Raw genomic sequence first — 15488 nt, 5'->3', positions numbered from 1 at the left:
GCATCACGCAACGGGATGGAATAGGCCCCAGCTACTGCGTCACCGCCGGCACTTCGAACATGCGGTCGAACTCGTCCTCGATCGCAATCACCACGCCGGACGCCAATTGGTTGAGTTGGCCCAGATAAATGGCAGTGGTCGTCACGTCGGCGTGACCGAGCCGGTCACGGACGTAAAGCAATGGTTCGCCCTTGAAGTCCGGCACGGAGCGCAGTCGTGCCAGCGTGTGCACGGCGTAGCTGTGCCTGAGCATCAGCGCTGTAACGCGGAATCCGGAGCCGATTTCGGCGGAGACGGCCCGCATCATGTCTCCTACAGCGTTTCGGCTGTAGGGACGCCCGTACTCGCTGAGAACGAGCGCGGCATGCTCCTGCGTCGACACGCTGCGAAGCCGGTTGCGCTCGTACAGCGTGTAGGCATGCATGTCCTGCATGAGCGAGTACGGAATGTCGACCTGCCGCGGCTTGCCGAACTTGATCCACATGTCGCGGGGATCGAGGGTCAGCCTGATCATGCGGCCGCGATGGCAGTCATTCCGTCTGGATGGGTCGAAGACGTACTTCAAAGGAAAGGTGCGTGCCTCGCACGAACGCAGGCCCGTGCGCCACATGAGATCGAACAGTAGGCGCGGCCCAGCCCTGCGCAGCGCTGCACTTGCCCGGCATGCAGCGATCTCTTCCAGGGCGAGAAAGTCTGGCGGCGCGCTCCATTCCCGCTCAAAGACATCGGGCCTTTCAAGCACCGCGCCCGGATCCACCGCGTGCACAAGCAAGTGCTCTCCCTTGTAGGCACGGCAGACTTCGAACCCGAACGGCAGGGTTTGGATGTGGCCATGCTTGAACGCCCACGTGTAGAACTCGATCACGAGCCGCAAGCGGGCGTTGAGGGTCCTCCTGCTGACACCCACCTCTGCCAGAGACCAGGTCTTGTATCTGGCGATCGGGCCTTGTCCATGGTTCTCTGAACAGTCGTCCCACTTGATCCCGTGGCCATGCAAGAACGCGAAGTAGTCCCACAGGCGTCGCCCATAGTCTTCCCAGGTCAGGCGGCTGAGTGCCTTGCCTTTGCCCAATAGTCGATGGATGAGAAATTCCTGCGCCGGCTGCAGTGGCCACATGTCGTCGCCGAGCATGATGGGCAGGCCGGGCCGTGGCCTGCCCGCATAGACGAAGCTGTCGGTGCTGAAAACCAGTCGCATCGCGAAGCGTTACGGTAATTCAGCGGGCTTGGCACGCCTTATATGCCGCGCGCCTTCAACTGCTTCACGGCCTTGCCGAAGGGGACGCCCAGCACGTGCATGGCAAGGTCAATGGCTCCCCCACCGGACTCCTGCGTGTGGTCGTCAAAGAACTTGGGGCCGGTGATCACCAGCGTGAACTCTCGGCCGCCGACACAGGCGTACCAACGCATGGTCCGGTGATCCTTGCGGGGTCGGAAATCCGGGTCGGGCTTGGCATGTTCGGCAAGGGCACGAAGCACGACCGCGGCATCAAGGGCGTGCCAGTGCTGCAGCAGAGCGTTGTCCACAGGCATGGGTTTGATCTCCGTCTTCCCCCCGGCCCCCTATCTCGCTACTCGTCTCTTCGAGACCAGATCAAAACACCCAACTCCCTGCGCTACAAGGATTTCCCAACTCACACCATGGAGCTACCAGAACAGCCGTCGTCGTCCTCGTTCTTGATGACCTTGGCCGTCCAGCCGTTGTCGATCCACAGCCGGTCCTCGTGCACGGCTTCAAGCGTATCGGCGTCCATAGCTTCCTCTGCCCTGCAACTGTATGTCCGTACAGTATTGCAGATGACGGCCGACTCGGCGCCGCAGGGATAGTCGCGGGAGATCGATTCGGACAAATTCCGGGTTCATGGCACGGGAGCGGGACCAGTCCCGCCAAAGGCGTCGGCCTTTTGACGCTGGACGGCGAGACCGGCACGGTGAAGGTCATCGTGTGACGGTTTCTGCGCGAGCAGCAACGCCAAGAACTGCTGTACTCCCGGCTGCTGGCGGTCTGCGGCGTGTGGTAGCGCGAGGGAGAAGTCCGTCACCTCATCGCCCGGCGGCTTTACGACCTCACGCCGCCGTTAGGGCGGCTGGCGACCGCGAAAGCCGCGATTTCATAGATTCGGCATTACGCACCGAACGAATACCCGCAGTAGGCTGCTATGAAAAGCTTTTCATAGCAGCCTCTATGCATAGATGTCAGCTATGCATAGACCTGCCCACCGCCCTACGATTTTCCCGGATGCCATCGACGTTCCGAGCAAGTGGCCTCTGGAGGTTCTTGTCATAGTTTTGACCGGCACGAGCAGCGCTCGCGCTGCTGCCGGCCTGGCCTTCATGGGTAGTTCGTCATCTACTGGTGCGTGGGCTCCAATACGGCAATGCACGGGCGTAGCGGTGCAGGACCGCAACTATGAAAAGATGTATTCGGCTCTAGGAGGATCGCGCTGCTGAACCGCATAAGTCACCGGGTGGCTCAACTATTGATAGTTGAGATCTATGCATAGAGGCTGAGTGCGGACATTCAATTATGAGTATCATTCGGCCTACTGGTGCCGATAGCGGCTACTCGTATAATTTCCCTCCTTGCCAGGAAGCAGACGGTCGTCGTTCTTATGGGGCAACAGACAAACGAATAAGCATTTCAATGCTCAATTACTTCAAGCCGTTCATCTCCCATCATTAAATCTGGCCAGCGGGGCGCAACCAAGCGAGTCTGAGCTGTTTCAATGGCGGCTCGCCATGCAGAGACCGTCTTCTGGGAACCGATGACTCTAGCCTCTTTTCGCCAGCCGCTGAAGCTTTTTCCATATATTGTTGCAGAGACGCCGCTCCCCTCCTCCCACAACAGTAGGGCTTCTTGTTGAGCGTCTGCATTGGCGTCAGTAAGCCAGATGACACATTTCTCTGGCTGCGAAAGACACGCCTGAATATTCCAGTCTGTATGGGTCTTGGTTAGCCAGTGCACCAAGTCCGGGGGAAGCTTGGCACCAACTGGCAACACAACGACATTTTCGATGTTGACGTTCTTTGTCTTCGCTGTATTTTGAATATTCGGGTCTGGAACAATATCGTTTAACGCCTGTTTGGCGCGCTCTGCCAGATCTTTGCTGTACGACGTACTCCCTTGCTGAGTGGCGAGCGCCTCCAACGCAGGGCGACCATAACGCTGCTCACGTGCGAGGTACTGCCAATCGAATTCGGCGAGTGTAACTTTCCCCGCTTGAAGCCGTGCCACCTGATCATTCGCAGCAAGCATGCGCACATCGGCAATGGGGCTGATCAGAGCTGTCACAAAAGCGACTTCAAGAAGTGCCGCCGCGACGTTTGTCGGTGCGATCGTGGCCATCCATGCGCGCCTGCGGAAAACGAGCGAAGTGACATATCCAACTGCGTGCATGGTGATCAACAGCGCCACAACTGCAGCCCAGATTCGAGCCTGTGTCCAACCATGTTGCTGAACCCGCTGAGCAAGAGCCCAGCAGGCAAGAGCGCAGAGTACCGGAAACGTGATCCAAGCTGCACGCAAGACCGAAGCAAGGAAAGGAGGGTAGACCGGCGGTTTACGCCCATCCTGAAAAGCGGCATTTACGAAAACGATCGCAAGCAAAGCAAACCAAAGCAAGTAGAACGCCGCGCTGCGTGTTGCGAACAAAGGTTCAACACCAGTGATAAGTAGCGCCACCAGCCAGATGACCGCAAAGGCTTGAGCAAGCGGCAAAAACCAACTAATGAGCGAAAGCAAGCCGCTGATGCTGCTTGACGTTGTGTCGGCCAGAATTAGCACCAGTCCGGTTGACAGGCCAAGCGCAGACGCCGTCAGGACGATCCTGAATGCGGGGGAAACCAAGATTTCATTAAACTGGCGTATGCCGATGCTCTCCATGAGCCAGGCAGCGGCTACCAACAGGACCCACAGCAGGCCTGTCAAGGCACAACTTAATAAAATGAGCAGCGCATTGCGCCAAGCAAATTGAAAGAGGCTTGGGTAATCAAAGCGCCGTATTGTCTGCCGCCAGCCAGCGGCCAACGGCAGTGTGATGAAACCAACTACCAAAGCGGCCAACATGTGCCCCAATGGCGGCCCGAATCTCCCACCACCATCTGTAGCCAGCCCTGCGTGGGCACCCAGCAACCCGAAGACAAGACCAAGCAAAATTGCAAAAATAGTTTTTGCCTTGGCCGAGGAGTAAGCGCCATGAGATAACAACCATCCTAAGGCGGTGGCAATCGTCATGTACAAGCAGGCGCCAACAATTTCGGCAGGCAACGAGGCAGACACGTTCGTCAATGCCCATAACACCAAGCCCGTGATTGTGCCGACTGCGAGGTGGCTGATCAAAAGGGCGTGCCAGCTATGATCCGTCCGTTTGGCTGGAAATCCTTTGACTGGCGGTTCATTTCTGCCATCTGGGCCTATGTCTGCCAATTCTAAGAACGATGTTTGAGTAGCACTGCTCAGTGTAAGGCTTGGTATAGACAGTTGATGGCACTGGTCCAGCTTGAGCACAACATTTTGGATTCGATAGTGCTGTTGAATAGCCGATGCTGGAGAGAAGACGTCGAAGTACAGTCGCTTTTGGCTGGCTGCCGCGGTTTGTAAACCCTGGTCGGACGACTGCTCCCGCTGCAAAACGACTGTTTACCGTGGCAAGTTGAACGTCGGTAGCGGGCACTTATGCGCCCGCTGCTGAGCGGGCGCAGCCGGCCTCCGCCGGGTCAATTGTTCAAATCTCAATCTGCTCAGCAATCTCCAGCGCATCATCGACCTCGATGCCGAGATAGCGCACCGTGCTCTCCAGCTTGGAGTGACCAAGCAGGATCTGAACTGCACGCAGGTTCTTGGTCCGTTTGTAGATCAGCGAGGCCTTTGTTCTTCGCATCGAGTGCGTGCCGTACGCCGTTGGGTCAAGGCCCATTTCCTCGACCCAATCATGAAGCATTCTGGCGTACTGCCGGGTTCCAATATGCGGCGACTGGTGAATCCGACTGGGGAACAGGCAACCGTCGGACTTCAGCCCAGCATCTCGAATCCAGGTTTGCAGGGCGTCCTGAGCCGTGGGTGTGATCTCAAACTGGACCGGCCGTTGGATTTTGCGCTGAAGAACAATAGCGCGGTTGGCGATTTTGTCGCCATGGCATACGTCACGAACCCGCAGGGCAACCAAATAACACGCGCGTAGCTTACTGTTTTCTTCAAGAAGAAACTCCGGGCAGCGTTTCCCCATGCACTAGGCGTATGTGGCGTTTCAATCTGGTTTCCTTGACATGGTTTCGACAATGCGGGCACTTGATCAATTCGCTCTTGGGCTTGTCTAAATGCGGCGGCTTAAGTTGCTGTTGCCAGTGCACGGCCTGTGGCATTACCGTATGCAAATAGTATTGAGTGCTTGATTGCTGCGGTTGGGAAAAAGAATTTTTATTTCCATGTGCATGGACAATCGATTTGGCGAGAGGGGTTGCTCGCAAGGCGCGATCCTCCCCGACATAAGCTCGACCACCCCATGAATACCAAGTTTTTTCGGATGAATTATAGTCCAACATCGACAACTCAAATTCTCCAAGACCGACTTTTCTGATTCTCACTATTTCCACCGCGACAATCTCACGGGCGCTGAAATACATACTGTAATTGCGCCCATCGTATTGACCGGTTAATCTGTAGAGATTGATGGCAGAAACATGGGCATCAATCGTTACTGAAGCCAAAGAATGCCAGCCAGTTGTATGCCACGACATCGATTTATTGCGACATCCATTTGTGTCCGTACCAGACGTACAAGGATGCTTCGGCCATGGCGGACCCAAACTGTCAAAAAATACGCGGCCGCCGTAAGGCGATTCATAGTAGTAAACACGCTCACCACACACCGGACAGCGTGAGTTAGGAACTGTGAAACCACGAGCTACTGGCGATGTTGTGGCCCTCTGAAACCCGAGTTGGCGCGGCTTAGGTTCATGTCGAAACAACCAATCGGACTCACTACTACTCACACCGCCATACCATACACCGCCCCACCCGCAATTGCAGCCTGGTGGATGGTTGTGAGCGTTGCACATGTCTTCTCCCTCAATCCCTCTTCTGATTCTGTATCAAACGATCCCAGACGTCTTGACGAAGACTAAGATTCTGACATAGATCTATAGCGCATGGGAAGGTGGAGAACTGCCCTGTTGGAAATGCTGATGGACATAGTCTGCATATTTTTAAACCAGCAGGAACGGTGCGCCATCTCGTTACACGATAAGCATTTACGACATGCTGACGTCCAACCTTCCTTGCGCTTCACCAAGGTGTTACTTGCTTGGTATTTTTGAGATCAAGCGCACCATTTTTCCTGAAAATGACAACGATTCTCACCAGGACTCTCGTCGCGCAGGAATGCAAGGCGCATTTCCTCGATGATCAAGCGCAGCAGCAGCAGCCCAGCGACGAGGAACTGCTGGCGCAGGTGCTGGCCGCATGACCGCCGCCGGCCAGCACAAGGACATGGACGAAGAACTCCTGCTTATCGGGCACACCTTCGTGCCCAGGCCAGACGCGAAGACTCAGCACCGCCATCTGCCGACGACTACTCCAGCCTCGCGCACTGGGTCTTCCCCAGCAAAAGGCCGGTTGACCTAAGTTCCGATATCGCATGCATGTTGGGGACCAGAACCGGTGGAGAGCCATCACAGACCAGCTATGGAGGCGCTCATGAGGTCGCTAACTATCCATTCCACTGCCATTTTGGTAACTCTTCAAAAATTTCCTGATAGATATTCTTGTAGCTCTCCCCGCTGACGCTGTCCAGCCAATACATGTCGGGAAACCTTCCGAATGAAGTCGCAACAATAGCCTCTGCGCCAAGCGCAGCTTTGGCAACTGCTAGCCCACATTCATCTGCATTCAAACCTATAGCGCCAAACTCTTGGACACCAGCCAGAAGCGTACGAACTCTAAAGGGTGCCGGCGGGTGTGAAAACGTATAAGGGTCTCCAGCCCACCAGTCTCCTCGATCCATTATGGAAAAGAATAAATAAGACACCATAAGCGAGTAACCTATTTCCCCTGTTACGTCGGAAAATAAATGAGGCTTAAGCATCAACAATAGCTCATCCTCCCCTTTTAGCTTTAGCTCACGGTGCAATAAATTCAGAAAACGATGAAAGGCAAAATGATCGGCAACCGATTCTTTTGCTTGTGAGGAAACTGCTTGCTCCCTAGAAAGGGTTGAGCCGCCAACCTGATCAACTTCGAACGCGCTTGCCGTCCTATGTTTGTCGCCATGCTTATTAACTATGTGGCCAATTTCATGAAGAACCACAAAACGAAAAAGAGAGAGCAATAGATAAAAAAATAGGCCCTGTCTTTCTTTCGAAGCAATCCATTCTGGACGCCGATTTACCCAGTCGAACTCTTCACTATTCAGTAATTGTCTAAGCGGTATCGTGGTTCTTTCAAGTTTTGGGCTCCACTCAGGATCTCCAACACTACCCAGTGCTGGAAACATTTTTTTGGAAACCATAATCATGGCAAGTTTGGATATCATGCTGAACATTCCTTTTGTCACCACGACCATCCTTTCTTCATAAATTGCATAAGCTTGAATAGAATTTGAATCACTAAAACAGAAATCTATAGGAGCGCTATCCATGCCGCGACACATCTGAGTAGCATCAACCTCTAACAGCCTAAACCAAGGGTTTATTATGATGTCCTCGGTATGCAAGACAATGCCAAGCTTGTACTTGCTAAGAGTTTGACCAAATTTATCTCTATTCATTTAATTCTCCTTGTTTGGCTGCGCACTCCGCACAGCGCTTCATCAATTCTACTTCAGTTAACGCCTAGGCAACCGAGCTTGGTAGTCAGTATTTATTGCGCTTGCGCACATGCTTTAAAATTTCAGGATCGCAGCGTGACTTATTTCGCATAAACGATTTTTACAGCGAAGCTTTTAAACCACCCTTACTTGATATATTGGTACTGCGGGGATTAGAGCCCATCCCAATTGGACGGCTTTCAGCTGATCCTTGCCCTCTGTACTGAGCGCAAACAGGCGGCCTACTGAGATGGGCTCTTAGATCATCTGAGCGTCATTTCAAGCTGTGCGAACGGGGCTTAATTATGCGAACGACATAGTCGAATTTCACGAAATGATTTTCCGCCCCGTAGTCTGGGCCGCTTTGAATTTCTTTAGGCTTTACGAGCACGCAGGCTTCAGGCCCAACGAATACGCCAACCTCGCCAACGGCAATTCTTGCTGAGTGTCCAAATTCGTATGCTGTGGGATCATCAACTTCATCAAAGTTGCTGGCAAATCGTGCCAACGCAACTTTCACTGGATCAACAGCGGAGCCATATGCAGCGTTTATGCCGCATAGCGTCCAACCAATCTCCATGTAACGGTTATCATCGGCGGAAAATTGAATCCTAAACTTTGCTGGTTCTTTATGGTCAATTTTCGCCCCGCCACTAGGCCCTATTCCAGATGAAAAGAAATCCATAAACTTGTCGTTTATTGCGTCGATGCTATTGCGAAGATCCATTGGAAAATCCCTGAGTCGCACGCCACCATCCCGGAGTCGCTTCCAACCTTTGCGGTAGACATTGGGATTAGGATCATAACGTCCAATGATAACCTCGGGGATGCCTTCCGAAACGATAAGATCGGCGCAGCATTGCCTTCTTTGCCCTGTATTGATGTCAACACAAGGCTCGAGTGTGGTATAGAGAGCAGCCCTCTTTAGATTTAAACCGCGCTCGCGTGCGGCTTCAATTGCTGAGCGTTCAGCATGGGTGCCACCCATTTTAGAACCAACCGCAACTACTTCTCCATCTACTACTAGAACCGCCCCCACTTTTACTTTGCCATCACATTTTTCCATTGCTTTAATGGCTTCTTCCATAAAAGCACGCTCGCTATCGTGAGATGTCATACGTCTTAGAGGTTTTTCGCGCAGGGCAAATAATAAAGGCGGCAACCGAACAATGGGCTACCTAAGGCTGAAGCAAGTGTGCATCAAAGACATATTTTAGCCATAAAGCAGGTTGATCTTAAGCCGAACTTTGAGATTGAATGAACCAGCAAGCATAAACTCTCAGAGTAGATGGACTGCGCGGTGCCGTGGGTCGCGCTGGTGGAATTTGGGCTGCACTATGCGGCAAAAAGCCGGGTTAGCTTTCCACCGTCCGCTGTTCGTTGGCTGCTGTGGTATGTAAGCCATGGGCGGACGACAGCTTCCGCTGCGAAGCGGGTATTCGCGATGGCGAGTCGAATGCCTGCGACGGGCACGGTGTGGATTCAGGTGCGGCTTCTACTCCACCGCTGCACGCCGTCTCTCTGCTCGGCGTTTTTGTTCTGACGGCTGATATAGACAAGGGGGCTTCAATTCGACGGCGGCTGTTGCCCAGCAGGAAGCTGCGCCGGCGCAGCAGCCACCGCTGCGAGGAGATCCAGCGCCCGTTGCGCCTTCTCCTGGGGCACAAAAAGGTGGTCATGGTGGAAAGCCGCCACAGCGTTGCACGGGATGCCGGCCTCGGCCAGCACCGCGGAAACCGCGGCCAGGAACCCCACGGCGTCCAGCGAAGAGTGAATCGTGAGCGTGATCAGACCCGACTCGAACTGGTAGGGCACGCCGGCGCGCTGGGCCTCGTCCAGCGCGAGGATGACGCTGAGTCCCTCGGCCTCGCGGAAGGTGGCGATGGGCGCCAGGCCGGCAGGCACGTTTTCGTCCGGAAAGGTGCAGAACACGAAGGTGCCGGGCTGCAGCTGCGGCGTCATGTGCCGCAGCAGCTTTCTCAGGTCGCGTTCGCCGGTCATGGCGTCTCATCGTTCCAGGGTGCGTCAGAAGCCGGCCAGCCATCGGCATCGGTTGCCGCCGTGGCGGCAGGTGGTGCTGCCGGTGCTGACGCCGGCGAGCGGTAGTCCTCTTGCTGTGCCGGTACCCTGGCCTGGCGCAGCGGCGGCTCCGCACCGGTCACCGCCTCGCGCTTGCGCTTTACCTGGTACGCCGTGAGCACCTGGCTCGCGATCAGGTCCAGCGCCGGCCGCGCCTGGTTCTCCCGGTCTACCCACACCTTGGGCGTCAGCGTGCCGGCCAGCGACACCGCGTCGCCGTCCGACAGCGCCAGCAGCGCCGCCTGGGCGGTGGCGTCGAAGGCCAGCACGTTGACGAAAAGCGCCTCGCCGCCGCTGGTGGCGGCGCGGACCTTGGCCACGGTGAAGACCTTGCCGGTGCTGTTGCTCGTGCGCTGCTCGGGGCGGCCGTACACCTTCCCTGCCACAAGTCCTTCAATCACGACCTGCTCCTTCCGTGTAGCTGCCCGGCGCCCAGACGCAGCTCGGCCCCATCACGCACGCAGTTGTACGCCAGCCATCAGGACCATGATGCATCGTCAGCCTTCACCACCGGCGTGGCACACGGTGGCTGCCCGCCGGCGCCCGGCCCTAACAACCTGAGCACCCTTGGCCGCCGCGGCGCCAACACAATCGTTCGTCTCTCCCCTGCCAGCGAGCCGAGGCCGCCCATGAGCTACGACTACAGCAGCGCCAACGCCACCCTGGAGCTGCCCAACCCCTACCGGGTGCAGAACAAGCTGCTGTTCGCCTGCGCCGCGCTCATGGGCGCGGCGGCCCTCTTCACGCTGTTCGAGCACCGCCAGTCGCTGGACCCCATCGCCGTGGCCGTCGGCCTGGGGCTGCTGTTCGCCAGCGTCGTCACCGCCGCGACCGGGGCCAAGCGGCTGCGCTTCTTCTTCGGCCGCGGCCGGCCGGCGTCGCTGGCGCCGGAGCTGCCCAATGCCATGGTCGGCACTTCGGACCAGGCCTCGACCATCAAGCGCATCCTGCGCGACGGGGCGCTGACCTATCCCGAGCCGGCCCGGGCCATCGAGGGCGTGCTGTACCACTGGGTGCCGCGCCTCATCACCGCGCCGCTGGCCATCCAGGAGCAGGCCAAGGTCGCCTTCTACAACCTGTGCGCGATGCTGGTCACGGCCGTGAGCTTCGCGCTGGCTTGGGGGCTGTTCGGCACCGAGGCGTCGCGCCCGCTGATGAGCATGGCGTACTTCGCCTTCGGCGTCTTCTTCCTGCTGCGCCCGGTGGTGAGCGCCGGCACCGCGCGGCTGACCACCGCGTCGCTCGTGGCGCTGCTGGCGGTGGCGATCCTGGGCCCCGCGCTGGTGGGGCTCATCTCCCGGGCGCTGCCGCAGGTGCCGCAGATCTCCCTGGCGCCGCAGACGACGATGCTGCTGGCCTCCGGCCTGGTGGCGGTGGCCCTGGTGCTGGCGGCCACGTTGGAGCAGGTGCAGCCGCCGCCGCCCACGCAGACCAGCGCGCGCCAGAGCCGCGTGTCTCTCAACGTGCCGCCGAGCCTCCTGCTCGACGAGCTGGAGCGCCATCTGCAGGAGCAATGGGTCGAGCGCATCCCCAACCGCCGCTACTCGCGCATCTCGCCCGTGATCGATCCGCAGCTGCACGCCGGGCCCTTCGCCGGCGAGCTGCTGGAGGAAACCCAGCCCATGCCCATGGCGCACACGGCGCCGGCCACCATCGTCCAGGCCCTGCAGTCCAGGCGCCACCGGTTCCTCACGCTGCTGGACCTCTACGCCGCGCTGCTCATGGTGGTGGCCGTGGGCTGTGCGCTGGCCTTCGTGCGCTCGGTCGGCGGCGGCGGAGACCTGCCGCTGCGGCTGCTGGGCGCGGCATCGATCTTCCTGGTGGTGGCGGCGTTCGGCTTTCGCGCATCGAGCCGCCTGTGGGGCCGCTTCGATTTCGCCTCGGTGCTGACCTGGGTCGAGATGGAGGGCACCTACCAGACGGCGAGCATCGGCACGGGCAACACGCTCACCGGCAAGGTCCAGAGCTCCAACCAGATCGTCCGCACGGAATCCATGACACTGCGCGTGTGGCGCGCCCGCATCGAGTCGGTGGTCTTCGGCAAGGACAGCGCGCGGCAGATCACGGCGATGTTTTCCACCGACGCGGAGGCCCAGGCGCTCTCCGACCACCTCATCGACTTCGGCCAGTCGCGCGCCAGCCTGGTCGCGCCGGGCAGCACCGAGGACCTGAACCGCATCCACGCGCTGGCCAACGCAGAGCGCGCGCTGCAGGGCAGCATCGCTTCGCCCGCGCAGGACCGCCTTGCCGGCGACGTGGCCGCAGCGCTGGAACAGCGAGATGGCGACCTGCCAGGTGCGCAGGTACCTCAGGCCAAAGCTCGGTTCTGCCCGGCCTGCGGACACAGGAACCCGGCCCACGCGCGCTTTTGCATGGACTGCGGAGCAAAGATCGAAGGTTGAGCCCGGCCGCCCTGTTTTGGCTTCGGTATGTCGTGCTGCTACACCGTCCAAGCTCTGCACCCGGACCACATCACCGGCGTCACTTGCGCAGTGCACGGCAGCGCAGGTAGCCTTTGCCCACCCCAACCCGTTCTTTTGAGTCTCCGCTATGACGTTGGCTGACGAAGAAATTGCCGCTGTCTGCAGACTTGAATCGTTGGTTATTCATGGGCAGAACTGCCCATCGATGCAATGAGTTGGCGTTGCTTTGCCATAGCTCTCGGCCGCGCAGGCCGCTTAGAGGCACCAGCACATACCTTGTTAGGCCAACGTAATGCTCTCGGCCGCGCAGGCCGCTTAGAAACAGTTGCCGGCCATGCAAAGCATCACCTTACAACGCTCGGCCGCGCAGGCCGCTTAGGAAATGCAGCTCAGAGCTTCGCGCACTTCCGGAACTGTGACGGCCGTGCAGGCCGTTTTGCTACAAGCAACACGCGCTTCGACTCTGGGCTCCGTGCTCAAAACGCTTTTCGAGTTCATGGGATACCGGGTGCCTGCGGATGATCGACTTCGATTTCACGCAGTCGCTCGCCGAGTTCACTGAAAACTTGGCACGGGGAACGTCACCCACCAGGACCATCAAAAACGCCCTGCTTCGCACCCAGCCCGGCTGGTTACGTCTGGAGTCCCCCCAGGAGCTTGCGCAGTTGCTCGCCTTCTTGCTGGCCGTGCTTCACGCCGACAACGGCAATGCGTTGATCAGCGACAGTACTCAGGCGGGCCTCACGGCAGACGAGCAGGACGCAGCCTGGCGCACCGTGCTGCAGCCGCATCCATTCGTCAGTGTCGCTTTGGACTCCAAGGGGAAGGTGCGGCGCAAGCCTGGCACCAAGCCCGCGCCGCTGGTCCAGGATGATCCCGTCAAGTTCGCCGCGGTGCTGGCCAACCCGTGGAGCGCCGCCAACCGGATCGACCTGGTGTCATTCGTCCAGAGCCGCGCCTTTCTCAGAGCCCGGGACAGCGTGTGCACGCACCCGGTCCGGTTTCGAAACATGGGCGGGCAAGGCGGGTTCATCAAACTGCAGAAGCCCCGCACGGAGGGCCTGGAGATGATGGTCACCGAGGAGGACTTCAGCACCCGGGCCACTCGCACGCTGTCTTGTGCCGCCTTGTATCAGCCGCTTTGGCATGTCCTTCTGCCGCTGATCGACTACCGGGGCGTCCGGGCGAGACTGCCCGATGTTCTTGCGCGGCACCCTGATCTGTGCGAACAGGTGCAGGGCTCGATGAACGTCCACGGCCTCACTGACGCAGCGGTGCTCATCGAGGCGCTGGCCTCGGGCGGTGAGCCGCCGGTGATGCGCGGAGAGGCACAAGTCTTCGCGGGCGACCTGCCTGCCGGGCCGGGCGAGCCGCCAGAGGAATGCCTGAGCGTGCTGACCCCGTTCGCACTGCCTGCCGAGGTCAATGCTGCTAAAGAGCGCTTGGCCACGGCGTACCGCGCGGAAATCCTTGAGCTTCAGGCCCAGGTGCAGCAGCAGATCAAGGCAATCGACGATCAACTCGCCGCCAGCCTTGAAACCGGCAAGGCAACCAAGCGCCGCGGCAGCGCCATCAAGGCGGCCCGGGCCGCCGACCAGCACCAGCCCGCCCGGCTGCGGTCCGAGTTGGTGGCCCGGGAGAAGCGGCTGGAGCGAATGCACCTGACGTTCCCGACTTCCACCATCCTCCTGGGTGGTCAGAACCCGCAGAACGTCGCCATGGACGTGACCAAGGAAGTCCACACGGCCAACGTGCGGTTGAGCATTCCTTTCATCCGCCAAGCCGGCGTGGACCTCGAGGCCGCCGTGGCTTACGTCGAGGAGGCGCGCTTGGCCGCCGTCGCAGCTCCACCAGGCGCCAAGGCGCCGCGCTACCTGCTGCCGCAGGCCGACTCGCGACCCTATCGGGAGAGGCGGCGGGCTATCTTCACGGCCATGGTCATCGAAGCACTGGAGCCGCTGCTGGCCCTGCGGGACCACTGGCAAGCCTTGGCGTCCGATGTCGAGTCGCCCGGTCAGACGCTGCAGGCCCGGGACGCCGCGTTCATCGCGTGGGCGCCGCAGCCGTGGCGGCTGTTCGTTACCGGGGATGCCGGGCTGCGATCTGTCGAAGCCAGGGAGGTGCTGGCGCCGCTGGCCAGGGACGCAGGCAACCGCGTGGTGGCCGCACTGGAGCAGGCCTATGTCAAGAAGCCGTGGAGCTGGGAGTACGAGCCCGAGGTACGAGAAGTCGCTCTTGCCGTGGTGATGCACGAGCGCACTTGAGGGCCATCCACCCCATGCAAAGGCACTTCGCCTTCCTGCGCGTGAGCGCTCAGTCCGTCAAGGTGTCGCAAGGGCCGTTTGTCGGGCTGCCGTCGGTGACAGGACTCACCGGCCTGGCGCGGGCCTTTGCCATCGGGCTGGCCAAGGCCAAGGGACTTGGGCCCGGCGAGCTCCAGCCCGACGGCATCGCCCTGGGCGTCGAGAACTACGAGATCCACGCCGGCTACGTCAAGTCGATGAAGGAAGGCACAGCCACGCCAGAGGCCGTGCCGGCGATCTGGGCGTCCTTCACCGCCAGCTTCGTGATCCGGCTGCGCGGCGCGACGCCGCGCGGTATCGAGCTGCTGACCACGCAGAAGCTCTCCGGCGACGCTGCCAGCGTGCTCACCGAGCTGCGGTTGTGCAAGGGCAGGCTGATCGTGCAGCGCGCCGCGGCAAACCTCGCCGCGCCACGGCTGGTCGAGCGCTACCCCACGGAGCTGGCGCGCGCCATGGCGCTGCTGCCTTCCCGCGCGCTGGTGCTGCGCGACGAGTCCACGCTGGTCGAGGCGGCCCGGGCTGCGGGCTTGCCGCTGATGGACGCCCTGCTGGCGGCCACGCTGCGCCATGAGCAGCGGCCCAGGCCCTACCGCGACTTCTTCGAAGAGCACGGCTTCGAGCGGCGTCGCATCTACCCGGTCACCAGCGGCTACCTGGCCCTGGAGCCCGAGCCGTCGCAGCGCAGCGCGCGGCCGTTTTCGGACGGGCGGCTGGGGCGCTCGAAAGTGGCTTCGCCCATGTACACCCTGGCCGCCCTGCAAACCGCCGCCTCCATTCGTGCCGGCGTGGATGCAGTGCAAGCCGAGCAAGGCTATCGCGTCCTGTGGAAGGAGCGGCCGGTCAATGGCAGCTACGTGTGCACCGCGGTGGCCTGACACCGC

The 15488-nt window shown here is 59.4% G+C and carries 14 protein-coding genes; 4 read left to right on the top strand and 10 right to left on the bottom strand.

Annotated features, from left to right (window positions below; translation table 11 throughout):
- Positions 1 to 31: 31 nt before the first annotated feature.
- The 5 genes from ALA01S_RS08355 to ALA01S_RS32700 all read right to left on the bottom strand — a co-directional run bounded on the left by ALA01S_RS08355 (position 32) and on the right by ALA01S_RS32700 (position 5736).
- Positions 32 to 1198 carry a tyrosine-type recombinase/integrase gene (locus tag ALA01S_RS08355; RefSeq protein ID WP_066334650.1) on the bottom strand — a complete coding sequence of 389 codons (1167 nt, stop codon included), beginning with the start codon at positions 1196 to 1198 and terminating at the stop codon, positions 32 to 34.
- 38 nt (positions 1199 to 1236) lie between these two features.
- A complete protein-coding gene (locus tag ALA01S_RS08350; protein ID WP_066334644.1) occupies positions 1237 to 1533 on the bottom strand; it encodes a hypothetical protein in 297 nt (98 codons plus the stop codon).
- A gap of 1108 nt (positions 1534 to 2641) precedes the next feature.
- Positions 2642 to 4279, bottom strand: a complete 1638-nt coding sequence (locus ALA01S_RS31615; RefSeq protein WP_507762108.1) for a DUF4153 domain-containing protein — start codon at positions 4277 to 4279, stop codon at positions 2642 to 2644.
- A 445-nt stretch (positions 4280 to 4724) separates the two neighbouring features.
- On the bottom strand, positions 4725 to 5225 hold the full coding sequence (locus ALA01S_RS08345) for a tyrosine-type recombinase/integrase (protein ID WP_084267346.1): 501 nt from the start codon (positions 5223 to 5225) through the stop codon (positions 4725 to 4727).
- The gene (locus ALA01S_RS32700) at positions 5194 to 5736 is read right to left on the bottom strand and encodes a hypothetical protein (RefSeq protein ID WP_157118837.1); all 543 of its coding nucleotides are present in this window, start codon (positions 5734 to 5736) and stop codon (positions 5194 to 5196) included. Before ALA01S_RS32700 ends, ALA01S_RS08345 begins: the two co-directional genes overlap by 32 nt.
- Before the next feature lie 605 nt (positions 5737 to 6341).
- Between ALA01S_RS32700 and ALA01S_RS35185 the strand changes: the two genes are divergently transcribed.
- On the top strand, positions 6342 to 6464 hold the full coding sequence (locus ALA01S_RS35185; protein WP_259375512.1) for a hypothetical protein: 123 nt from the start codon (positions 6342 to 6344) through the stop codon (positions 6462 to 6464).
- Between the two features lie 243 nt (positions 6465 to 6707).
- On the opposite strand, the gene ALA01S_RS32695 is transcribed toward ALA01S_RS35185, so the two are convergent.
- From ALA01S_RS32695 to ALA01S_RS08335, 4 genes are all read right to left on the bottom strand, one after another.
- The gene (locus ALA01S_RS32695; RefSeq protein WP_157118836.1) at positions 6708 to 7763 is read right to left on the bottom strand and encodes a M48 family metalloprotease; all 1056 of its coding nucleotides are present in this window, start codon (positions 7761 to 7763) and stop codon (positions 6708 to 6710) included.
- A 313-nt stretch (positions 7764 to 8076) separates the two neighbouring features.
- Complete coding sequence (locus ALA01S_RS31610) at positions 8077 to 8889, bottom strand: deaminase (RefSeq protein ID WP_169805875.1); 813 nt, start codon at positions 8887 to 8889, stop codon at positions 8077 to 8079.
- A gap of 479 nt (positions 8890 to 9368) precedes the next feature.
- Positions 9369 to 9803: an ACT domain-containing protein gene (locus ALA01S_RS08340; protein WP_066334641.1), complete on the bottom strand. Its 435-nt coding sequence runs from the start codon at positions 9801 to 9803 to the stop codon at positions 9369 to 9371.
- On the bottom strand, positions 9800 to 10282 hold the full coding sequence (locus ALA01S_RS08335) for a single-stranded DNA-binding protein (protein ID WP_084267344.1): 483 nt from the start codon (positions 10280 to 10282) through the stop codon (positions 9800 to 9802). The genes ALA01S_RS08340 and ALA01S_RS08335 overlap by 4 nt, the downstream gene beginning before the upstream one ends.
- Positions 10283 to 10510: 228 nt before the next feature.
- Here ALA01S_RS08335 and ALA01S_RS08330 point away from each other — a divergent pair, with 228 nt between their 5' ends.
- On the top strand, positions 10511 to 12283 hold the full coding sequence (locus ALA01S_RS08330) for a zinc ribbon domain-containing protein (protein ID WP_066334639.1): 1773 nt from the start codon (positions 10511 to 10513) through the stop codon (positions 12281 to 12283).
- Between the two features lie 79 nt (positions 12284 to 12362).
- Here ALA01S_RS08330 and ALA01S_RS35180 read toward each other — a convergent pair whose 3' ends face one another.
- A complete protein-coding gene (locus ALA01S_RS35180) occupies positions 12363 to 12491 on the bottom strand; it encodes a hypothetical protein (RefSeq protein ID WP_259375511.1) in 129 nt (42 codons plus the stop codon).
- 331 nt (positions 12492 to 12822) lie between these two features.
- On the opposite strand from ALA01S_RS35180, the gene ALA01S_RS08325 reads away from it, so the two are divergent.
- Complete coding sequence (locus tag ALA01S_RS08325; protein WP_066334637.1) at positions 12823 to 14568, top strand: hypothetical protein; 1746 nt, start codon at positions 12823 to 12825, stop codon at positions 14566 to 14568.
- Entirely contained in the window at positions 14565 to 15482 is a 918-nt protein-coding gene (locus ALA01S_RS08320; RefSeq protein WP_157118835.1) for a hypothetical protein, read from the top strand. Before ALA01S_RS08325 ends, ALA01S_RS08320 begins: the two co-directional genes overlap by 4 nt.
- The last annotated feature ends 6 nt before the right edge of the window (positions 15483 to 15488 follow it).

This window comes from Azohydromonas lata NBRC 102462, from assembly GCF_001571085.1.
GTDB classification, from domain to species: Bacteria; Pseudomonadota; Gammaproteobacteria; order Burkholderiales; family Burkholderiaceae_C; genus Azohydromonas; species Azohydromonas lata.
This window is presented reverse-complemented; position numbering and strand designations above follow the sequence as displayed.